This window comes from Streptomyces sp. NPDC101151, assembly GCF_044768335.1.
Classification (GTDB): Bacteria; Actinomycetota; Actinomycetes; order Streptomycetales; family Streptomycetaceae; genus Streptomyces.
Genome location: NZ_JBIWPP010000063.1, coordinates 1 through 20,301 on the forward strand (window position 1 = coordinate 1; position 20,301 = coordinate 20,301).

Below are 20,301 nucleotides of genomic sequence, written 5' to 3' on the forward strand. Positions count from 1 at the left end.
GGGAGATCCGCGACGACATCCACGAAGCGTTCCTCACTCTCGGATGCGCACTCATCTGCTGGCGACGCCTGAAGTCATTCCGATAGGAGTTCTAAGACCGCAGGTCACAAACCTTGATGCAGATTCCCCTCCTGATCAACGTGGAGTCTGCCACCGGGGGTTGCGCGCCTAACCCCCCGCTCCCCCACTCTTCGGCACTGTCAGATCCGCTGCCCGCGCCCCAAGGGCTGGGACTGCTGCACGTCCGCCCCGCACGCGCACAGGCGCCTGCGCCCTCCGAGCCCGAAGGACCACCGACATGCCCACCCGCCCGGCCGTTCGCCGCCTCCTTATCTGGACCGCCCCGCTCCGTCGGCATCGGCACCCTGGCGCTGGCTGCCAAGGTGTACATCGGTATCCCTGGGTGGGTGGTTCTGCTCGTTACCGTGCTCGGCGCCGTGATCGGTGTACTGCCGGCGCTGCTGCCGCAGGAGTCCGCGCACCGTCGCGACGTCTACCGGGACTTGCTCCGCCACCGTGAGCGCATGGAGCACCTGCGCATCAGCGCTCACCAAGCACGCCGAGACGCCGCACGACCGCGAACCGATCACCGCGAGCAGTCCCCTTGACCGCGCAAGGCACCCGGCGCCTTGGTCCGGTACGGGCGGACACCGGTCAGCGCCGCCCAGGCCCCCGCCCGGGCGGGGTGTACAAGCGGAGGCAGCACGCAGATCATGGCGTGCTCGCCAGGCGTGCCGGTCTCTCTGTCGTCCTGTGGCGACGAGACCTGCCTGAGGAGGCCCAACCATGCCCCCGGCCGCTGCCGGGCGCCGCTCGCCCGCGGCAGCCCTCGAGCGGCACTCTGAGCTGCAGCTTTTCCGATGTCGAGTGCTGGCTACTTCACAGGCCGTGTTAACAGCCCATCAGATGTCTCTGAACTGCGCGCACTTGTTGCGGCCACACACCGTCTGGGCGTCCCGGTAATATGAACGTCGCCTCCTTCAGGAGTCCTCAGTCCTGAACGTGGATGCGTCCTGGGACGCGTTCACACCGTCCGGCTCCGACCGGGGTCGGTTCCTGGGGATGAGGAAGGGGGTGGTGCTGCGAACAACCTGGTCGCTTTCGGTGACGCTCCCGCTCTCGTAGCCGTCTCCCCCCGAGGCCCAGACCGCCGCCCTCTCACGCGGACATTCAGCGTGAACACCGCCGGCACCGCAGCCCTCGACGTACTGCAGCCAGCCATGCACGAGGCCGTTCGGCGGCTTCTTGCCCGAGCGCAGACCAGCCGTTACTCGCTCCCCCGTCTCACCGTTGACTGCATCGCTGCACAGCCCAGTTCGCCGAATTAGCGGAAAAGCCTATTGGCCCCTGTACCTTGGAAGTCCACTCAGGGCATTGGGCTCGAAGGGGGGCGATGAGGCCATGCCGCAAGAGCGGATTTACCCGTTCCCTTACTTTCTCTCCTCGTGGTTTCCACGCCTTGACGATCTAGCCAACCAGGTATTCGAAAAAGTTCTCGAAATGATGCCGGCTAGGCTCAGGGATCGTTTCTGCGCTTCCGTCCCTGAGGCAGAGGCAGAGAACGCCGGCAACGTCGGCGTCACCGATCCCGGGGTGGGCCCGGTCCTCCTCCGGTCCGGCCTCGAGGGCGTCGTCCCCTACTTCAGGCACTACTTCTGGCACACGGACTACGAGCGATGGCGCTGCAGGATGCGTCACTAGGCCAAATCCGGCTTAGGCACGCCCTGCCCTTCGCTCGGAGGGCCTTGTGCCGAGTCTTCTCCGTATCCTAGGAGCCTCAGGCTCCTGGATTGCTGTCTACGCCGCGATCGTGGTGGGGGCGTTTGTCGTCTTCACGGGCACGGCCATGGCAGTCGCCCTGTTCCATCCGAAAGAGCCTCGCGCTGAACGAGCTCGGAAGATCTTCAATGATCTCCTTGGCCTGTTCCGCAGGGGAAGCCGATGAGCCGGTCCTCTCACCCTCAGGTCCGGGTCGGCAGGCCCCGGCAATGCCCTGACGAGGTCCTCTCCGAAGTCGTTCGGCTGCGAGCAGACGGGGCCCGACTAGCCGATATCTGCGACGTCATGAACGCTGCAGGCGTCCCGACCCCCGGCGGCGGGCTCACCTGGTGGCCCTCGCACGTGCACCGGCTCCTGCGCACGCGCGACGGCGAGGAACTGCTCGCCCGGGCACACACCGAAGCGGCCGAGGGGTAACGGGCTGCTCCCGTGTGACGGTTGAAAAGCCGTCGCACGGGAGCATGCGTCCGCAAAGAGGCGTCCAGCAGATCAGGCTGCATGTCAACGCAACGGCGGTGCCGCACAGTTCGCACCGGTGCTGATAGATGACCACGCCGGATCCGCCGGCAACACCGCACGGGAGCGCACAGGAGAACCGACCCGCATCAGATGGCGCGACCCGGCGTGGTTCGGCACTCCTGGGCAGCACAGGACACGGGGCCTCATGCATGCGGCTCTGCACCGGCCGGCTTTGTGTGTGGCTTGTCCTCTCGAGCTGTCGCGGCCATGCTCAGGCGCCCTCTTCGCAGCCGCCGATCTGATCGGCTTGCAGGGCCGTCAACGTCTGCGCCCACCGTCAGCCGGCCCTCAACGCCCCGCTCACATGCAGCAGATGCTCCGGCCGAGGCGCTGCGCGCCCTGTTTCAGGAACGGGCTGCTTGCCAAGCCAGCATCACCGGGCGCCGGCCGCGACGATGGCGCTGACGGTGGCAACGAGGACTGCCGCAGCGGCCAGAGCGACCATCAGCGGTTGCGTGAGCACCGGCCTACGGTGGACTGCGTATGCCAGAGCGCCGATGACCAGGATGCCGGACGTGCCGATTCCACGGAGCCCTGGGCGGACCAGCGCAAGGAGCCGTCGCATACCAGCGCCTGCGTCCCATCGCTGGCTGCGCCCGTGCCGGAAGCCGTGGCCGAGCTGGTATTAGCCACGGCCGGCCCTGACACGCATCAGCGCCCGGTAGTCGTCGCGGCAACCGGGTTCGGCCACGATCCGCTCCTCGGCTTCCAGCCAGGCGTGGGCGGCGAACGGCGGGGTGGCCCGTACGCCGACGCACCACTGCGGCCAGCTTCCCCGCACGCGGCAGAGCAGGCCGACCGCAATCGAGCGGGGCAGGCAACCCTGCCAGCCCGCGCAGCGGGCACTGGCGCCGACCACCTCACGGTAGTACTCCTCCGCTTGCCGGTAGGGGACGGGGCGTGCATCGGCGGCGAGCCGTTCCAGCACAGTGCGCAGCCGCCGGGGCGACAGCCGGACAAGGAACAGCCCGCCCGCGACGGCCGCCCGGACGGTCACCGTCTCCGGACAGGGCCGCTCGGGCGGGCCGTGGGCACGGTCATGTCGACACAAGGCGGACATGAGGCCGGGCGACCACGGGGCGGGGGCCGGAACACCGGCCACACCACACCACCACACCCTGACGCCGAACACCGGGCTCCGGGCAGCGCGACGGCCCCGCCCGTCGCGCAACAGACACCAGGCCGGCCCGATCCCCGAGGCCGCCGCCTGACCACACCCCCACCCCATTCCTCACTCTCCTTCAACCAGCGTGGGAAAAGTGGCAGCAGAGGGGATGTCAGCAAGCTGACCATGCACCCGCAGGCTGTTGACCTGGGGTGCCGTAGAAGCCGGCCGTGAGGCCGCGCAACCTCCAGCGCAACACCTGCCGCAACGTCAGGCGCAACGCTGTACGCAACATGGGGCGCAACAGGTCTTCCGATCACCCATCGTATCTACTATTATTTGAAGTTCTGGGGGCCCCGGGAACCCGGCTCAGTCGTTGACGCGCAACCTTGAACAGCCACGCCCTCACGTTCTCCAGGGCCTAAACCCGATCCCAGTACCGATGCGCGGCGATCATCGTCTCCTGTGCCGCATCGTCGACCACCGAAGGGCCCCCTCTAACCACACGAGATAGCGCCGCACTTGTGGCTCTCATAGAGTGAAAAAGCAAGCGAACTCCTCCGGCTCCGGCTCCACGCGCACCCCGCCTTCCCCCCGGCCCGCCGTTCAGCTTTTCGCCCGGCTCTCGACGCGGCCGCTGATGATGGTTCGGCGGCCCTGCGCCGTATCTTCCACCTGCACACCGTTGTCCGGTAGCCGATCGAGCATGACCAGCAGCGTCGCCCGGCGCTCACGCTCCAGTCCGGTTCTGACCCGACCGCGGGCCAGCTCGTGCAAGACATCCCAGGCATTCGCATCCCCTGCACGAGGACGGAAGCCCAGCCCCACCACAGCGGCGAGCGCAGGAACCCCTACCGAGACCAGAACCTCAAGATTCACCGGCCGACTCCGTCTATGCCACGCCGTGACCCTCTGCCACAGCCTTGCCCACTACAGGCATGGGGACGGCCTGAAGGTTGAACGCCTCCGCAAGATTTTTTGCCGCTCGTCCGGAGCCCGCTGGCCGGTTCGCGGCTACAGCCCCCCGTGCAGGGCGTTCTCCTTGAAATCCGTCGTCGGCCTCGCGGTAGCGGCGCATGACCTTGGAGCCGAGGGCCCATCCGCCCTGCTTCTCCGCCACGGCGTCGGGGTTGCCGGCGCGGGAGGACTCGGTGACCAGTCCGCGGCGCGGGCTGTGCCCGGTGGGCCGGATGTCCAGTTCGGCGCGGGCGCCCATCCGGGTCAGGATGTCGCCGATGGTCACGGGGTCGAGTCCGCCGACCAGCACGGTCTTCCAACGGTTGTGCACCGCGCGGAACGCGAACGAGTCGGGGTCGGCGTCCTCGCCCAGCTCGGCCTTCCAGCGGCGCCAGGCCCTCACCGGGCACAGGTGGGCGCGTGAGCCGAACGGCACCTCGACCGTGCGCGGGGGCACCTTGGACACCCGCACGTCCACGATGAGCCCGCGGCCCTCGGAGTCCTCGATGATGTCCCGCACCCGGAGCCAGGCCAGTTCGTGCTCACGGCCGGCGAGGGCGAAGTGCATCGTCATCAGCGACAGGTCCCGGGTCCCGAACCGGTTGCGGGGCAGGGTGGCGGCGATCTTCTCCATGTGCCGGACGAGCAGGGCGGGCGCCGGGCCGCGGCCGCGTGTCTGACCGGCCTTCTCCATCGTCTTGACCTTCGCCTTGAACAGGGCGCGGGCCTCCTCGGCGATGTCCTCCTGCAACTGCAGCTTGAGCTGGCGGCGGGCGGTGCCGACGACGCCGGACAGGCGGCGGTCGATGGTGGAGGGGGAGGTGAGCTTTCCCGGCTGCTGGCCGGGCTTCGGGGGCCGGGCGGGCTGGTACCAGCACCATTCCACGAAGGCGACGAGGGTGCCGGAGCGGACGGCGGCCGGGGGGAGGTCGGCGTCGGCGCAGAACCTGAGCCACGCGTTCCAGTCGGCGGCGTAGCCGGTGCGGGTGCGCTCCGGCCGGTTCTTCTCGACGTGGGCGGTCGCCTCGTGGTCGAGCCGGGTGAGCCGGGCCTCGGTTGCCGGGTCGAACCGTGCGGGCGCCCGGGTGGCCGGCGGGCGCGGGATGCCGTTCGTCGTGACCGACAGGTCCGCAGTTGTCATCTCTCTCCCCTGAGTGCCCGTCACGCGGCTTTTTCCGTACCGGGGTTTGTGCCGCCTGGTTCCCCGATACGTGAGTGGCGGTGCTCATCGGGCTTCGGGTTCGTCGGGCAGGATCTCGCCCTGGTCCGCCATGAAGGCGCGGCCGCCGTGTTTCCAGCACTGGGCCAGGGCCGCCTCCTGCACGACCAGCTCACGGGCGATCCGGTCCAGGTTCGATGCCACGATGCCGTGCACCTTCTTCTCCTCGCCCCACAGCAGGGCGCCGGCCAGCTCGGGCCGCTCGTCCCCGGCGATGGTGCCGGACTGCGCCCTCTCCACGAACAGCTTCGTGAGGCGGTGTCCGTTGTCGCGGGTCCAGCGGCGCACGATGCGTTCCTGGTCGTCCAGCCCGAATCCGCCGAGCTGTCCGCCGGTCGACACCCGTAGACCTGCCGGAGCCGTACCGAGCAGTCTCGGTCGTGGGCACAATTGTGACCTCCGCGGTGTTCATCAACTGATCCGATCGATGCGTGTGCTGCCTCCGCCGTACTAGTGGTCCTTCCCATACGGGCCGCTGAGCCGCGCGGACGCTCGGGCAGGGGCGCGTTGTGCTGGACGGCATGGACAGGAAGTCGTTGTCACGGGTTCCGCTGTGGGTGTGGTGGCTCCTAGTGGCGCTCGCCGGGGTCGCCGCCGCGGGCGCGGCACTGTGGCGTGTTCCCTGGTGGATCGATCACCAGTACCTCAACAGTGAGCTGTCGCCGGCCGTGGCGACCACGGTCACCGGGGTTCGCACCGCCATGGTGGCGCTCGGCGCCGGCGGTCTGGCGGTGATCGGCATCCTCTATACCCACCGCACCTGGCAGCAGGCCCGCGAGAGGCAGGTCACCGACCGGTACACCAAGGCCATCGGGCAGATCGCCTCCGACAAGCCGGTCGAGCAACTCGGCGGGATCTACGCGCTGGAGCGCATCATGCGGGACTCGCCGAAGGACCACGCCACGATCGTCGAAGTCCTCGCCGCGTTCGTCCGCGAACACGCCCCTGTGCCCAATGAGCCCTCTGTGCATGAGCGCGGCGTGCGACTCGCCCGCCGGCTTCTGCGAGCCGGATTGTCAGTCGTGGCCCCGCGACACGGACGCAGCACCGTTCGTGTCGTGTTGCTACCGCGGCCGAGCGAGCCGGTCCAGGCAGCGCTGACCGTGCTCGGCCGACGGCCCCGGGATCGTGACGAGCCTTTCCGGCTCCAGCTGAATATCACTGACCTGCGCGGTGCCACGCTGGTCAACGCCCACCTGGAGGGGGCAAACCTGATCGGGAACCACCTAGAAAGAGCCCGCCTGCAGGGGGCCCGTCTGCAAGGAGCGGACCTGATCGGGGCACGCCTGATTGGGGCCTATTTGGAAGGAGCGGATCTGATCGGGGCACGCCTGATCAGTGCCCGCCTGGAGGGAGCCGATCTGAACGGAGCCAACCTGAACGGAGCCGACCTGAACGGAGCCCACCTGGAGAGAGCCGACCTGAAGGGAGCCCACCTGGAGGAAGCCGACCTGGAGGGAGCCCACCTGGAGAGCGTCCGGCATCTGACGGTCGGACAGTTGCGGGCTGCCCGGCCTCGGGAGAACACTCATCTGCCCGCCGTACTGGCTGCAGAGGCCGCGGTCCGGGCGCGGATCGCCGAGGTGGAGCAGGAGTCACGCCAGCGCGCCGGTGGTGACGGTCGCGTGGGACAACCCAGCGTTATCCCACGCACGGCTGGTTGGCCTCGCCGGGGTGCCCATTAACCGATCGGTTCATGGACGCATGGGCTGTCTGTACATGCCGGTCCGAAGACCGTGTCCAACAAGGGTGTCCGCCACGAGGAAGGCGAGACGGAGGCTCGGACCGTTACGAAACCCTGCCCTGTCCTCCCCCAACTCAAGTGACCTGCAAAAACAGGGGGGTTGACGGGCGAGCGGGAACATGGGAACCTCTCTCTCGGGACACCACTCGTGTGTCCCGTTGCTGTTGAGAGGCTCTCCTTCTGGTCCAGAAGCGGGGGCCTTTTCTCATTTCCGTCAGGCCCCCGGAGTCATGGGCGAATTCCGGGGGCCTTTGTCATTCCTGGAGGCTCCTCCCTTGCTGTCCGCTCTCTCCCCCGGCGCTGCTTTCGGCGTGCCGGTCTCGCTGGCAGTCTGTGTTGCTGCCGTGCTTGTGGCCATCCTGCTGCTGGTCGCAGCCGTGGCTTGGGTCGTCCTGCGTCGGGTAGACCGGGCTGATCTCCCGGTCGTTCTGCTGGGGTTGGCCCACGTAATCTCAGCACTGTGCGGGCTTCTCCCTTGGGGGCGCCCCACACCGCCGCCGGCGCTGCCGCAGCAGCCAACTGGGAACGCGGAGCCTCCGGGAAGCCCGACCGTAGTCCTCATGCGTGCCGAGTCCACTGAGCCCGCCGTCGTACGGAGGTCGGAATGATGAAGGAGCGGGTGTCCGGCAGCAGGTATGTCGACCGACCCCGGGTCGAACGGACCACCGCGCTGGCGGAGACTCTGCGCGGCCTCGGCAAAGAACGTGCGATCGTCTTCTTGGCGATCGTGCTCTACAACGCCCCGAACCAGCTGATAGCCGAGAGGCTCCAGCTGCAGCCGGACCTAGTGTCCCGGATCTTCAGCAAGACAGTCTCGGTGCTGCGTCATCCTTCGCGTGCCTTGGCGCTTGCGGACTATGCGTACGAGATCGACGCCTTTGATCCGACAATCCTGATTGACGACGAACTGCGGTCTCTCATCCGTGAATGGCGGATTGAAGAGATGTTCGAGCAGGCTTGCGAGCAGTGTGGGGGTCCTATGCCGATTCCGTGGTCCGCCAGTGGGCAATCACGGACAGGACGTCCCCGGCAGTACTGCGCCAACGCCTGCCGACAGAAGGCTTACCGGATGCGCCACCGGTGAGGACACGGCTATGCAGTACGCGGCCGCAGAGTCGGCGGCCGTTCGGTGGCGTTGGCGAGCATCCGGCGGACGGTCTCCGGGTGCCAGCGCTCTCCGCGCTTGGGCCGGATGCCCTCTTCCTCCAAAACCACGGCAATCTCGCGGTACGACAGCGCGTTCTCGTCGCGGAGCTGGCGGGCGCGGGCGCGGCCGGCCTGTTCCATCTCTTCGGCGGTCGGCTCGTTCTTGTGGGCCTGCCAGCCGTACGGCGGGGCACCGTAGGCGTACTGGCCCTTCTCGCCCTTGATGCGGCGGCCGCGGCGGAGCTTGGCCACGGTCATGCCGCGGTCCAGCTGGGCAAAGACTCCCATCATCTGGCGCATGGCGGTGCGCATCGGGTCCTCGGGATCATCCGGGATGATCTCGCCCTGGTCGGCCATGAAGGCGCGGCCTCCGTGCTTCCAGGTCTGCGCGAGGGTGCGTCAGCCTGTGGGGTGGGTCGGTTCCTCGTCGGCTCGGCCGCCGGCTCCGAGGGCCCTCCGCGGGGCCGGGGCCGTCGCCGTGTGGGTGCCGAGCACGCCCCGGGCCCGCAGCTCGTCCAGGTCGGGGAGGTGGACTCCGGGGAGGGCGTCGATCAGGTCGGCCTGGGCGGCGCGGATGCTGTGCGGGGCCTGGGGGCCGGCGCCAAGGGTGCGGCGAGCTGTCACGCGGTCATCGTAGGCGGCGCTTCATATGTGAGCGGCACCGCGACGTGGTTGTTGCCGAGGTAGCCGAGGCGGGCGTCGACGGTCGCCTCGGCTACCCGCTGGCGGACAACGTGGGGCTTCTCCGGGTGTGCCCACGGCGGGCGCCGTGCGGCGGAGGCGGGACCGCAACCGGCGGCGAGCGTGGACTGTCTTGATGGTGTGTGAGAGCACATCTGCCCGGGCGCCGGGCTGAGCGGCGCGGTCTGCGGCTCTGGCCGGTTGGCACCGTCCTCGTCCTGGCCTTCGCCGCCGCGATCCTTGTGGCCGCCTCGGTGTTCTACACCGGATGGGACTTGCTGGACGCTCGGGGGCTGAAGCCCGAGCACCGGATCGACTCCAAGACGCTCTTCGATCTGGTGAAGCTGTCCTTCGGCGTGGTCGCCGGGGCTGGCGCCTTGGTCGCCCTGGTGGTGGCCTATCGGCGTCAGCGTGTCGACGAGGACGGCGCGCTGCGCGAGGCCACCCGCCTGCACACCGAGCGCTTCACCACCGCCGTCTCCCAGCTGGGCGACGAATCAGCCGCGGTCCGCCTGGGCGGCGTGCACGCCCTGGCCGGCCTCGCCGACGACGCCCCCACCCGCGACCTGCGCCAGACCTGCATCGACGTCCTGTGCGCCTACCTGCGCCTGCCCTATACCACCGAGGTCGACCTCCCTGCGGGTGACACGGAAGCCCGGCACGCTTACCTGGCCCTGCGGGAAGTCCGGCACACCGTCATCCGCCTCATCCGCGACCACCTCCGCCTGCCCGCCGAACATCCGCACTCGTGGCAGGGCCACGACTTCGACTTCACCGGAGCCGCTTTCGACGGCGGAGACTTCTCGGGGGCGACATTCTCCGGGGGTACGGTCCGCTTCGACGACGCGACGTTCTCCGGCGGTGAGGTCAGCTTTTGGGGAGTGACGTTCTCCGGCGGTGATGTCGGCTTCATGGGGGCGACGTTCTCTGGCGGTGCGGTCGGCTTCGTGGGGGCAACGTTCTCCGGCGGCAGGGTCGACTTCGACCTGTCGACGTTCTCTGGCGGGTCGGTCCACTTCCGCAACTCGACTTTTTCCGGCAGTAGGGTTGGCTTCTCGCAGACGACGTTCACCGGCGGTCGGGTGCTCTTCTCGGGGTCGACGTTCTCCGGCGGTGCGGTCGACTTCACCCGCGCCGCGTTCTCCGGCGCCACGGTCACCTTCACTTCCGCGGTGTTCTCCGGCGGCACGGTCAACCTCTCTGCCGCAATCGGCGAAGCGCCAACCGGTCTGGTGCCACCGAGCGGATCGCCGCTGGTCGGGGTGCGCCTGCCTCCAACCTGGTCCACCTGACGCTGAGACTGTGACGCCTCCGAGTCCTCCTCGTGGTGGCGTGCGTCGTGGGGTACTTCGTCTACAAACGCACCCGGCAGGGCCCGACGGGTAAGGGCGATCTGGTTGGCGCGACCGGCTGCGGCGCCGCGGTGCTGACCGGGCTGGTGCTCATCCTCGGCGGCAGCCACCCGGCGCCGCAGACTCCCGCGCCGATCGGGAGCGAGGCGCCGTCGCTTCCGGCGTCACCCGCGCCCGGCCCGTGACCCCGGCAGAAGAACGGGTGTGAGTAGTTGCGGTACAGGATGTAGCGCTGAGAATGATCATGGCTGCTACCACAGGGAATGACCCTGGCGGGGCCTTCGGGGAAGGATCGTTGAGCGGGTGTCAGGGCTGGCTACGGTCCGGCTGTGCCGGTGGAATTCAGCGTGTCCAGGGTGAACATGCTGTCGCGCGGTGTGCCGCGCACGACCATCGCACCGATCCCCGCGACCTGGTCGTTGGACGTCGACTTCAGCCCGTTCTGAGGCGACGGCCCGCCCACCCCGGACGGGTACGGCCAAGTGGCCTGATCAGGCTGTCTACTTGGATTCGACCCGTCCGAGCGGTTCAGGGTCGGCCGTCAGCGCGTCGCGCGCTGCCTGCCAGGCGGAGTCGCCGGGGTAGAGCTCGGTGCGGAGGTAGGCCAAGGTGAGACGCGCGACGGCGGCCACTCGCTCGGGGTTCTCATCCGTGGTCTCGGCGACGTCGTAGCCGGAGACCCCGCCGAGCCCGTGCTCCGCGTCGAAGAGGGTGAGCAGGGACTTGGGGCCCGGGGCGAGGGTGTAGGGATCGGTGTGCCAGTCCGGGCCCTGGACGGTCAGGAATGCGGAGTCGTCCTTGTCGCCGGCGACCACGAGCGCGGGCGTCGTCATCTGGGAGAAGTCCGTGGTCAGGAAGAAGGAGTAGTTCTCGACCGTGAACTCGGTGAGGGCGTCGCCGCCTCGGCCGGGCGCGGCCAGCAGCACACCCACCTTGATCCGGGGCTCGGTCAGGTTCACTTCCCCTCCGTCGTGGGGATCGGTGAGCCGGGCGCCGAGGAGCAGGCTTGCGGTGTGCCCGCCCATCGAGTGCCCGGCTACGGCGACCTTGCTCCGGTCCAGGCGCCCGGCGAGCTGCGGGACGGCGGCCTCGATCACGTCGAGCTGGTCGAGGATGCGCTTCATGTCCTCGGCCCGTGAGCGCCAGTGCGGGGTCGCCCCGGGGGCGTCGGGGTCCAGACTCAGCGTCCGCGAGTCCAGATGGGTGGGCTGGATCACGACGAAGCCGTGCGCCGCCCAGAAGCTGGCGAGGGGGGTATAGCCGTTCAGCGAGGAGAGGTTGTTTGAGAAGCCAAGACCGTGCGAGAGGAGAATGACCGGCAGCTCGCTTCCGGACACCGGGGCGGAGACGCGTACCTGAAGGTCCATGGCTCGGCCGGGAGCCGGCAGCACGACCGGACTGACAGAGATGACGGGAGTGGGCGAGCCGAGGGTGTCGGCCGTGTAGGTCGATGCAGTCATAACGAGTATTTCCCTTCGATGGCCTCGACGGCCGGGCCCATACGGCCGGGCAGTGGGCGAGGCGGGGCGGAGCGCCCGGCTTCAGCCATCCTGAAAACGGAGCGCGGTTCCGTTTGAATATACGGAGCAACGTTCCGTTTCGTCAACGGTCGCCGGAAGGAGAGCGTGGTGCCCACTGCGAGCGAGCCCAGAGGGGCGTCTGCCCGCAGCAAGCGGGCCGACGCGGTGCGCAATCAGCAGACGCTGCTCGACGCTGCCGCCGAGGTGTTCGTGACCTCGGGAGTCGACGCGCCGATCCGCCAGATCGCGGCCCGAGCGGGCGTCGGGATGGGGACGATCTACCGCCACTTCCCGACCCGGGCGGATCTTGTCGTCGCCGTCTACCGCCACCAGGTCGAGGCGTGCGCCGAGGCGGGCCCGAACTTGCTGGCCGGCGCCGGCTCGCCGATCGAAGCACTCCGCCAGTGGGGCGACCTCTTCGTCGACTTCCTGGTCACCAAGCACGGACTCGCAGGTGCGCTGCAATCGGACAGCAGCGGCTTCGACGCACTCCACGCCTACTTTCTCGACCGCCTGGTGCCCGTCTGCACGCAACTCCTCGACGCCGCAGTCGACGCCGGCGAAATCCGGTCCGGCACGCACGCCTACGAACTGATGCGCGGCATCGGCAACCTCTGCATCGGACACGACAGCGACCCCCGCTATGACCCCCGCCGATTGATCGAACTGCTCCTCCAGGGCCTGCGGCGACCGCAGTCACCCTGATGCCGACGGCACTCGATGACCCCTTTTCGACACCGTCTCCGCGCCTTTGACGGACTGGGAATTCCACGATCACCCGAACCGGCCAGGGACAGCGCCGGCGCCGCAGCCGCAGCCGTCGGCGCAGCTGGTCGAGGATTGGCCTGAGTGCGCCGGCCTTCGCCCAGCGGGCTACGTAGCCGAACACGGTGCGCCACGGTATGCCGAAGTCGGCGGGCAGCGGCCCTCCACTTCGCCCCGTTGTCGGTGATGTAGCGGATCGCGTCCGACCCGCTGGCCTGTACCTTCAGCCCGGCAGGGACTCCAGAACCCCTGAATTACGCGGAACGTAGGTCCGGCTGCCCCGGCCGAAGGGGGGAGCCGGGACACGGCCGGCGGCCGGGCAGCGTCGGGCTTTACCGTGCAGGGAGTCCTGACCCCCACCACGGAACCCGGTCGCCGACGTCGTTGACGGCAAAGAAGTCCCTGACGGCGGCCTTCTCCGCGGCGTCGGGCTGAACGTTGACGCAGTCCGATCCTCCCCAAGCGCCTGACATCACCTTGGAGCAAGGGCTGCCCGGGCCCAGGTCAGGAAGCGACAGGATATGACCCAGCTCATGGACGACGATGCGAGACGGCTTGTACAACTGGGCGTCCCCGACTTCGAGGTAGACCCAACCCCGTCCCGCACCCTTGATGTTGACGTGGGACTGGACTCCCCTGGCCGTCTTGTACTCCATGACCCGCAGCGCCGCAGGATTGTTCTGTTCGACGAACTTTATCGACGGGACGGCCGTGTTCCAGATCGCGATCGCCTCGCGGGCCGCGTCCGTGTAGGAGCCGGCCAGCAACAGATCGATCGGGATGACCTCGGGTGCCGGGTCAGCCGCATCGGCCGGCGCGCTGACGCCCACCAGGACACCGGATGCCAGGACCACCGTCGACAACAGGTTCAGTGCTCGGGCCATGGAAACTCCTCCAATTCATTTGCCAACGGAGGCTAGAGGCCGCGTGTGTGATCCTCAACGCACCTTCAGGCCGACTCGATCTGACGGATGGCCGGCATATTGATGACCTTCCGCCCCGCACATCTGTGCTCGCCGCTCAACGCCAGCGGGCCTGCGCTCTACGGCGCAGCTGCCACGGCGCCCCGCGTGGGCCATTGGGCCCCTCCGCAGGTCCGTTCACAGGTCTTGAAGGAGTCCGGTCCCCTGCGATTTTGGGCTTGGGAGGAGATACGCCCGAAGGGCCCCCGGGGGCCCGGGCGTATCTCCTCCCAAGCCCCTCTACAGCTGCGGCGGCTCGCCGTACTCGCCCGCGGCCGGCTCAGGGCCATCGTGCTGGGTGAACTCCGCCAGGCGCCATCCGTCGTCAATCCAGCGCACGGTCAGGGTCTGGGTGAACCAGCCGGTGGCCGGAGGGATCGGGTGCGCGGCGCCCTTGCCGGTCAGTCCGAGCAGACCTGCGCGCCACACGCCGACGGTGGCCTCGCGCGCGTCGTAGTGGCGCACGGTCACGCCGGCGGGCATGGTCCGGCTGATGAAGGTGGCCCCGGGCGGGGCGTGTCCCTGCTCGTCCAGTCCCAGCTTCTTGTTGAAGACTGTGGTGTAGTCGGCGTCGACCGCGGCCTGCACGGCCAGGCGCCGCTCCAGGACCACGATCCGCTGCACCACGTCGCCCCGCCGCGTGGGGTCGAACATCTCCTCGCCGCCAAGGACGGCAGCCATCGTCGCGGCCGCGCTCTGGGCGCCCTCGCGGCTGTGGGGTACCTCCATCGACAGCGGGTCGATTGGCGGTTCCGGCCTTTTTGGCGCCGACCCCGCCCCGGTTGGCCAGGGCTATCCCGGCTATCAGCAGGACCACCACGGCCACAATGATGACGAGCCGGCGGCTCGACCCCATGGGACTAATGGGCCGGGCGTCGGCCCTTGCCCCACTGGTCCGCTCACGGTCGAGCCCCGGAGAGAAGGAACCCTGCAAGGATCCTGACCTGGCACGCCACGACGCTCGCGTGCCGTGTAACGGCTGTGCGGCTCTGCGCAGAGACTTCCGGACGCCCTTGCTCCTTCCTGAAAGGCATACTGCTGATGATGACGACGACCACCCAGCGCCTCCTCGACCTCGCCGCGGCCGCACCGGCCGGTCACGACGAGGACCTGGTGCTGCTCCTGCGCGAAGGGAGCGAGCTGTACCAGCAGGGTTTTGAGGACGTGCGCGACACGGTGGCGGCCCGCTTCGCCGGGCTGCCCGCGCCGGATCTGGTGGAGGCCGCGACCGTGGCCGGCGTGCCGTGCGGCGAATCCCAGGACCGTGGCGAGCTGCTCCTGCTGCTCGCCCTGGCCGAGTGGGAGATGACTCCGGCGGCCCTGGCCTACACGGAGATGGCCGAGGACGCGGCCCGCCGCGGTGTGTGCCTGCTTCCGGAGGAATGACCTCGTCCTCGGGCCGCCCAGTAAAACGCAGCGTCCTGGACCCCCACCCCAAACTCCTGCCATTATGTGAGTTGTGAAGCCGGGCAGGCCGGCTTGCCTCCGACAGGACGGACGGTTCTGCCATGACCTCGCGCCGTGAGCCTCGTCTGGCCGACGCTGCCGAGATTGCGGCTGAACAGGGCCTGACGCCGGCCCGGATCAGCAGCCTCTACACCGAGCGTGCCGAGAACGCGGCCGGGGTGCCGTTCCCCGAAGTCGCCGACATGCGCGGCCGCGCCCGCCTGTGGGACCACGCGAAGGTCACCGAGTGGTTCACCAACCGCCCGCCGGCACGCCTGCGCAAGCACACACCGCCCGCACGTGACCCCGACGACCTGCTGAACGCGGCGGATGCCTCGAGGTTCCTGGGCTACAAGAACCCCAACCAGGTCACCACCTTCGTCCGCGACCACCCCGGGTACTTCCCCGACCCGGACGTCGTCGAAGAACTGGGCACCGCCGAAAACCCCTACCGGCGGCAGCACTGGCGCGTGCAGACCCTGCTGGACTGGATGGCCACACGGCCCGGCCGCGGCAAGCACGCCGGCGCGCAGCGCACCGCCCCCGCGCTGCCCGACGTCCCCGTCGACGGCGACCCCGACGAACTCCTCGGCGCAACCCAGGCCGCGGCGCTGCTGAAGTTCAAGAGCCTCAACTCGTTCTCCAGCAGCCTGTCCCAGGGCAACCTGCCCCTGCTGGAGACCCCCGACGCTCTCACGCAAAAGGGTGGGCGCCGGCGGTGGACGCGTCGGCGGATCCTCGAGCAGGCCGCACAGCGCGGCTCCGGAAAGTAGAAACCGGCGGTGAGCGCGCAGCAGCCCACCGCCCCATAGACGCGGCATCCGGTTACGGGTCGTTGGTCCCCTGCGGACCGGGTGTCGCACGATGGCCGGCACGGCGTGGCTCGCCACCACGCCCCGCAGCAGCCCCGGCTGCTGCGGACCGGCCATCGCCCAGCTTGGTGTCGACGGTCACGCAATTCCCCGCGGGTCGCGTCTTCGGCTTCACGTAATTCCCCACCCCTCCGCCGTACCGCAGTTCGGTGGTCGGCTCAGACGGCTACACGAATGGGCACAGCGTCCGCACGTCCGTAAGCGAGCACCTGGGCGAGGACTTCGCGGAACAGGACAACGTCTTCGGCCGGCGCTTCGATGACGGCCACGATCTCACTATCGCTCAGCCGCAGGTCCTCCAGTGCTTCAGGGTCGAGCGAGACGCGGAGGAGGTTGCCCGTCAGAACGGCTTCGCGTACACAGCCATATGCGGTCCCCTGTCCGGCTGTGACCAGGCAGTGTGTGTCCATGCCCAAGGCGACGTCCTGATCATCCGGGTCTTCCTCTCCTGCCATGAACATCAAGATGAAGCCGCTTCCGTCCTCACCCTCGGCGAGAGCGGCTTCGGTGAAGTAGCCGTCGGGGTCGATCTCTGTTGTGGCAGCACGGGCGGTGAATCGGTACGTCATGATGGGGTTCTATCAGCGCGTTCAGCCGAGGTAGGACGCAGGGGCGAGGGACGACGTTCCACCCTTCAAACGGACTGTGCCCACGACACGGGGTCCGGGATTCCCCTGGGGAAGATCATGAACTTCTGGCTGGGGAATTGCGTGAGCGTCCACACTTGGTCCCGGACTCCACACTGCACGAGCAAGCCGTCCTCGTGCACCGGCGTGGCCCGTGGTCGGGCCATGAATGTCGGCCCCGGCACAAACCGCGAGGCTGTTTCGCTTCCGTGACCATGGTCGGGGCTTCGTGGTCGGGACTCTGGTCGGAGTCGGCGGGTTTCCTCAGCAGAAACCGAAGGTTTCCCTCGGAGACCGTCACGGCCGCGGAAGGCAACACCTCATGAGCAGCGCCGCACGAAGCAAGCCCGGCACGAGAGTGGCCCCCAGCCCCGCTGAGCCCCTGGCCCACCAGGTGCTGGCAGGGCTCGCACAGCACCGCATCGCCACCACCAGCCAGTTGCGCCGGATGCTGCGACCGCACGGCACGCGGCAGCTGATGTCCCGCGTTCTGAACAGACTGCGCTGCGAAGGCTTCGTCGACCGCACGTTGCTGCCGGACGCGAACCGAACACGTACCAACGCCTGGTACCTCACGCCGCAGGGCGCGCGGTTGGCCCGGGACCTGCCGGTCCTGCGGGGGCGGCCCCCCTACCCCATCACCTCGACCACGGCAGCGTCGCTGAAGACCCCGCACACGCTCGCCGTCGTACGCGCCCACCTTGCCTTCGCCGAAGACGCCCGTCGGCTCGGGCACGAGCACGGCCCCTGGGACTGGACCCCCGAGGTGTCCCACTCCATCGGTGAGGGCGAGCGGATCGTCGCCGACGCGGTCATGTACTGCACCGTCGTCGAAGGCGAACACCGGCGAAAGCTGCGCGCGTTCGTGGAAGTCGATCGCAGCACCATGAGCAGCGAACGGCTGGCCGTGAAACTGATCGAGTACGCCCGCCTCTTCCAGTACGAGGCGCAGCCCGTCGGCCGGCGCAGGCACGCCGCCGCAACTCCCGCCTGGCTGCGCTGGTATCCGGTCTTTCCCCGAGTGCTCTTCGTACTCACTGGTGCATCCCGGGCCAGGCTGGAGAATCGCATCAGCGATCTGCAGGCGATGGTTGCACAACACCCGCTCGTGTCGGCCCTTGCCCGCGAGGTCCGGCTTGGCGCCGCCGTGCTGGAAGACCTTGAGCAGCACGGTCCCTCACGGGACGTGTGGCTATCTCTGACCGGCGGCAAGCCTCGCGCATGGACAGACCTGTAAGTACCGGCCGTCACCACCTTCGTAAAGCGGGTGGTGGCCGCCCCGTACCGGTCAATCAGATGGGAATCGCCCGCCGCCGACCCGTCAGTCCACTGGTAGGACTCCGTTAGGTCCGTCTTGCTCTTGGTGGCCTCTTGTTGGGCAGGGGAGGTGGCAGGTGGTGCAGGTGCCGGTCCAGCAGTTCAGCAGGTCCTGGATGGTGTCGAGGATCTGGTAGAGGGTGAGTCCGCTGCCCGTCCGCGCAGGACGAGCGCGTCACCATGGCCGAGCAGCAGCACGGTGCAGACGGCGAAGGCTCCCGCCACCAGGGCGGCGCCCAGACCGGCCGCGGCAGCGCCCCACACCCAGCGGGTGCGAGCCGGGGCGGCCTTGCGCTTGTCCCGCCTGCGGAGGGCGGCACAGGCTCGGTTCCGGGCGAGCCGACGCGTTTCGACGACGAGGACAGCGATCGGGACGACGAACAGCCACATGACGGGCTGCTCCAGCAGGATGCCGCAGCCGGCGAGCAGCGCCACCAACCCGTAGACGGTGTGCAGCGGCTGGCAACCGCGGTGCTGGACGGTGTGGGAGCAGCCTTGAACTATGCGCGGCGTTTCTGGCCCGCCGAGACCAGTGGCAAAGTCACCGCGCGGTCGCGTACGGGCGCCAGACAGCCCGCGCTCTCGCTGCACGCCCCGTACGTGAGAAACACCCGTGCGCTGTCCTCGCCTTCGACGTGCCGCACGGGAAGTTCGAGGGTGACCTTGCCGTCCTCGTAGACCGGCAGGCTGATGTCGAGGCCGGCCGGGCGCAGCACCCGCGGCTTCGCATCGGTGGCCGCCGGTCCGGTGGCTCGCAGGCCGCCGTCGACACGGACGCGGGTCGGTATGCCGATCCCGTCGACTCCGTCGTCCGGAAGGCCGAGGCTGTAGAGGTGAAACCCGGCCTGCTCAGGCCGTAGTTCCGCGAGGAGCCGCAAGCGGTCGTCGCTCGATTCCACCACCCGCACCGTCACGGACACGCCCCCGGCGGTGAAGGGTGCGGCATGCGCAGTGGTGCCCCTCGCGCCGGAATCGGCACAGCCGGTGAGCACGGCAGCGGCGGCCACCACCACGAGCGTCGAGCCCGCCCTCGTGCGACGGGGCCGGAGCCGGGCGGCTATGCCCATTGCTTCAGGAACTCCTCGACCTGCGCGGCCGGCATGGTGCGGGCATTGGCGAACTCGCCCCGATTCGTGGCCACCTTGACCCGGCCAGATGCGGGGTCCAGGACGGTCAGGGCCGGTATGCCGCTTGTTCGCAGGTCGACGTAGTGTCCGGCCACGTCCAGGTTGTGGTCGAACTCGCCGACGTCCACCTTCACGACGTGGTACTTGGCCAGCAGCGCGGACGGCCCGGATTGCTGGAACCGAGCGCCCAGTACGCGGCAGTCCAGGCACCAGTCGGCGCCGAAGTCGACGAGGACCGGGCGGCCGTCCTTCTTCGCTGCCTTCAGCGCGGCCGCTATGTCAGCCGCGGCGTCCGCCTTCGGGTCGTAGTCGGGAGAGTTCTTCGCGGCGGAAGGAGCCTGCGCAGTCGCGGCAGGAGCAGCCGAGACCGCGCCGGTGGTCCCCCGGGAGCCGGTGGTCTCGCTGCTGCAACCGGTGAGCGTCGGCAGGGCGAGTACGGCCAGCGCCAGTACCGCGGGAAGCAGGGGACGTCTCACGCCACTCCTCGTCGTCTCTCTGTCCGAATGTCCTCGTCCAAATGTTCTCGTAGTTTCGCACGCAGGCCGACCGGCCCGGCTGGCACCCGTGCCCTGAGGCGAGGCGGGGGGCGACGCGTCGATGGACGGGAGGACGCTGACCGCCGGGTGCCCAGTACGGGGCCGTGGTCCGGGTCACGGGCGCAGGCTGGTACGTGGTGGCGGTCCGCTCGGATGTGACAGTGACCCACATGATTGCGGTGCCCGCCGTCCCGCCCTGGTCCGGACGCTGGCAAGGAGTCCGCAAGCATGGAACTGCGGTCACGCCCCGGCTATGTCGAGGAGGATCTGCGCCAGTTCGCGCGGCTGGGAAAACATCGGCCAGCGGCCGGTGTCCATCTCGACCAGCGGCCAGCGCCCGCTGGTCAGCAGCTTGGCTACGTCGTCGCTCGGCTCCGGGCCACCGAGCGTGCACTTGATGCAAGTCGCCGGGCGGTCGCCGAGCGGCCTTTCCAGCACGGCGGGTTCGGTCAGCGTGGCACCCGGGCGCGGCGTCGAACCGCCCACGATCCGTGCGATCTGCTCATCGCTGAGACCGTGGCTCTCGAAGTGGGCCGCGGGCGCGACCGGCCAGAATCCTCCTACCTTCGTACCGAGTTCGCGAGGACGGCGGTGTGGAGACGGCGGAGTACCGGGTGTGGGCGCGCCG

22 protein-coding genes and 2 pseudogenes are annotated in these 20,301 nt (G+C 68.8%); 9 read left to right on the forward strand and 15 right to left on the reverse strand.

Translation table 11 applies throughout. The features are described 5' to 3' along the window. Nucleotides 1-1,941: 1,941 nt before the first annotated feature. Entirely contained in the window at nucleotides 1,942-2,196 is a 255-nt protein-coding gene (locus ACIRU3_RS44980) for a recombinase family protein (protein ID WP_404069837.1), read from the forward strand. Nucleotides 2,197-2,923: 727 nt separating this feature from the next. Here the strand turns inward: ACIRU3_RS44980 and ACIRU3_RS44985 are convergent. The 4 genes from ACIRU3_RS44985 to ACIRU3_RS45000 all read right to left on the reverse strand — a co-directional run bounded on the left by ACIRU3_RS44985 (nucleotide 2,924) and on the right by ACIRU3_RS45000 (nucleotide 5,921). Further along, the gene (locus ACIRU3_RS44985) at nucleotides 2,924-3,295 is read right to left on the reverse strand and encodes a lasso peptide biosynthesis B2 protein (protein ID WP_404069839.1); all 372 of its coding nucleotides are present in this window, start codon (nucleotides 3,293-3,295) and stop codon (nucleotides 2,924-2,926) included. A gap of 714 nt (nucleotides 3,296-4,009) precedes the next feature. After that, entirely contained in the window at nucleotides 4,010-4,282 is a 273-nt protein-coding gene (locus ACIRU3_RS44990) for a hypothetical protein (RefSeq protein WP_404069841.1), read from the reverse strand. A gap of 13 nt (nucleotides 4,283-4,295) precedes the next feature. Beyond that, nucleotides 4,296-5,501, reverse strand: a complete 1,206-nt coding sequence (locus ACIRU3_RS44995; RefSeq protein ID WP_404069843.1) for an integrase — start codon at nucleotides 5,499-5,501, stop codon at nucleotides 4,296-4,298. Nucleotides 5,502-5,585: 84 nt separating this feature from the next. Beyond that, a complete protein-coding gene (locus ACIRU3_RS45000) occupies nucleotides 5,586-5,921 on the reverse strand; it encodes a recombinase family protein (protein WP_404069845.1) in 336 nt (111 codons plus the stop codon). A gap of 167 nt (nucleotides 5,922-6,088) precedes the next feature. On the opposite strand from ACIRU3_RS45000, the gene ACIRU3_RS45005 reads away from it, so the two are divergent. Both ACIRU3_RS45005 and ACIRU3_RS45010 read left to right on the forward strand, forming a co-directional pair. Then, nucleotides 6,089-7,264, forward strand: coding sequence for a pentapeptide repeat-containing protein (locus ACIRU3_RS45005; protein ID WP_404069847.1), 1,176 nt, complete (start codon nucleotides 6,089-6,091; stop codon nucleotides 7,262-7,264). A 663-nt stretch (nucleotides 7,265-7,927) separates the two neighbouring features. Further along, nucleotides 7,928-8,407 (forward strand): hypothetical protein, encoded by a 480-nt coding sequence (locus ACIRU3_RS45010; protein WP_404069849.1) that lies wholly within the window; start codon nucleotides 7,928-7,930, stop codon nucleotides 8,405-8,407. Nucleotides 8,408-8,415: 8 nt separating this feature from the next. Here the strand turns inward: ACIRU3_RS45010 and ACIRU3_RS45015 are convergent, their stop codons facing one another. Both ACIRU3_RS45015 and ACIRU3_RS45020 read right to left on the reverse strand, forming a co-directional pair. Continuing rightward, nucleotides 8,416-8,826, reverse strand: a complete 411-nt coding sequence (locus ACIRU3_RS45015) for a recombinase family protein (protein WP_404069851.1) — start codon at nucleotides 8,824-8,826, stop codon at nucleotides 8,416-8,418. Between the two features lie 42 nt (nucleotides 8,827-8,868). Beyond that, complete coding sequence (locus tag ACIRU3_RS45020) at nucleotides 8,869-9,093, reverse strand: hypothetical protein (RefSeq protein WP_404069853.1); 225 nt, start codon at nucleotides 9,091-9,093, stop codon at nucleotides 8,869-8,871. A 200-nt stretch (nucleotides 9,094-9,293) separates the two neighbouring features. Here ACIRU3_RS45020 and ACIRU3_RS45025 point away from each other — a divergent pair, with 200 nt between their 5' ends. Then, nucleotides 9,294-10,442 carry a pentapeptide repeat-containing protein gene (locus tag ACIRU3_RS45025; RefSeq protein ID WP_404069855.1) on the forward strand — a complete coding sequence of 383 codons (1,149 nt, stop codon included), beginning with the start codon at nucleotides 9,294-9,296 and terminating at the stop codon, nucleotides 10,440-10,442. A gap of 47 nt (nucleotides 10,443-10,489) precedes the next feature. Further along, entirely contained in the window at nucleotides 10,490-10,687 is a 198-nt protein-coding gene (locus ACIRU3_RS45030; RefSeq protein ID WP_404069857.1) for a hypothetical protein, read from the forward strand. A 315-nt stretch (nucleotides 10,688-11,002) separates the two neighbouring features. Here ACIRU3_RS45030 and ACIRU3_RS45035 read toward each other — a convergent pair whose 3' ends face one another. Continuing rightward, nucleotides 11,003-11,962 (reverse strand): alpha/beta hydrolase family protein, encoded by a 960-nt coding sequence (locus tag ACIRU3_RS45035; RefSeq protein WP_404069858.1) that lies wholly within the window; start codon nucleotides 11,960-11,962, stop codon nucleotides 11,003-11,005. Between the two features lie 168 nt (nucleotides 11,963-12,130). On the opposite strand from ACIRU3_RS45035, the gene ACIRU3_RS45040 reads away from it, so the two are divergent. After that, nucleotides 12,131-12,727 carry a TetR/AcrR family transcriptional regulator gene (locus ACIRU3_RS45040; protein WP_404069860.1) on the forward strand — a complete coding sequence of 199 codons (597 nt, stop codon included), beginning with the start codon at nucleotides 12,131-12,133 and terminating at the stop codon, nucleotides 12,725-12,727. Between the two features lie 147 nt (nucleotides 12,728-12,874). Here ACIRU3_RS45040 and ACIRU3_RS45045 read toward each other — a convergent pair. The 3 genes and pseudogenes from ACIRU3_RS45045 to ACIRU3_RS45055 all read right to left on the reverse strand — a co-directional run. Next, nucleotides 12,875-12,990 (reverse strand): annotated as a pseudogene (locus tag ACIRU3_RS45045) (transposase); the annotation flags it as partial. Between the two features lie 129 nt (nucleotides 12,991-13,119). After that, nucleotides 13,120-13,671, reverse strand: coding sequence for a snapalysin family zinc-dependent metalloprotease (locus tag ACIRU3_RS45050; protein WP_404069862.1), 552 nt, complete (start codon nucleotides 13,669-13,671; stop codon nucleotides 13,120-13,122). 318 nt (nucleotides 13,672-13,989) lie between these two features. Then, nucleotides 13,990-14,478: a hypothetical protein gene (locus ACIRU3_RS45055; protein ID WP_404069864.1), complete on the reverse strand. Its 489-nt coding sequence runs from the start codon at nucleotides 14,476-14,478 to the stop codon at nucleotides 13,990-13,992. A gap of 315 nt (nucleotides 14,479-14,793) precedes the next feature. Between ACIRU3_RS45055 and ACIRU3_RS45060 the strand changes: the two genes are divergently transcribed. Then, entirely contained in the window at nucleotides 14,794-15,135 is a 342-nt protein-coding gene (locus ACIRU3_RS45060) for a hypothetical protein (RefSeq protein ID WP_404069866.1), read from the forward strand. Between the two features lie 122 nt (nucleotides 15,136-15,257). Continuing rightward, nucleotides 15,258-15,968, forward strand: coding sequence for a hypothetical protein (locus tag ACIRU3_RS45065; RefSeq protein WP_404069868.1), 711 nt, complete (start codon nucleotides 15,258-15,260; stop codon nucleotides 15,966-15,968). 257 nt (nucleotides 15,969-16,225) lie between these two features. Here the strand turns inward: ACIRU3_RS45065 and ACIRU3_RS45070 are convergent, their stop codons facing one another. After that, complete coding sequence (locus ACIRU3_RS45070) at nucleotides 16,226-16,636, reverse strand: Imm10 family immunity protein (protein ID WP_404069870.1); 411 nt, start codon at nucleotides 16,634-16,636, stop codon at nucleotides 16,226-16,228. Nucleotides 16,637-17,015: 379 nt separating this feature from the next. On the opposite strand from ACIRU3_RS45070, the gene ACIRU3_RS45075 reads away from it, so the two are divergent. Beyond that, on the forward strand, nucleotides 17,016-17,930 hold the full coding sequence (locus ACIRU3_RS45075; RefSeq protein WP_404069872.1) for a replication-relaxation family protein: 915 nt from the start codon (nucleotides 17,016-17,018) through the stop codon (nucleotides 17,928-17,930). Nucleotides 17,931-18,112: 182 nt separating this feature from the next. Here ACIRU3_RS45075 and ACIRU3_RS45080 read toward each other — a convergent pair whose 3' ends face one another. The 4 genes and pseudogenes from ACIRU3_RS45080 to ACIRU3_RS45095 all read right to left on the reverse strand — a co-directional run. Then, nucleotides 18,113-18,448, reverse strand: a complete 336-nt coding sequence (locus tag ACIRU3_RS45080; RefSeq protein WP_404069874.1) for a hypothetical protein — start codon at nucleotides 18,446-18,448, stop codon at nucleotides 18,113-18,115. Between the two features lie 62 nt (nucleotides 18,449-18,510). Next, nucleotides 18,511-19,077: a hypothetical protein gene (locus tag ACIRU3_RS45085; RefSeq protein WP_404069876.1), complete on the reverse strand. Its 567-nt coding sequence runs from the start codon at nucleotides 19,075-19,077 to the stop codon at nucleotides 18,511-18,513. Continuing rightward, nucleotides 19,068-19,613 (reverse strand): thioredoxin family protein, encoded by a 546-nt coding sequence (locus ACIRU3_RS45090; RefSeq protein ID WP_404069878.1) that lies wholly within the window; start codon nucleotides 19,611-19,613, stop codon nucleotides 19,068-19,070. Before ACIRU3_RS45090 ends, ACIRU3_RS45085 begins: the two co-directional genes overlap by 10 nt. A gap of 300 nt (nucleotides 19,614-19,913) precedes the next feature. Further along, nucleotides 19,914-20,234 (reverse strand): annotated as a pseudogene (locus ACIRU3_RS45095) (alpha/beta hydrolase); the annotation flags it as partial. Between the last annotated feature and the right edge of the window lie 67 nt (nucleotides 20,235-20,301).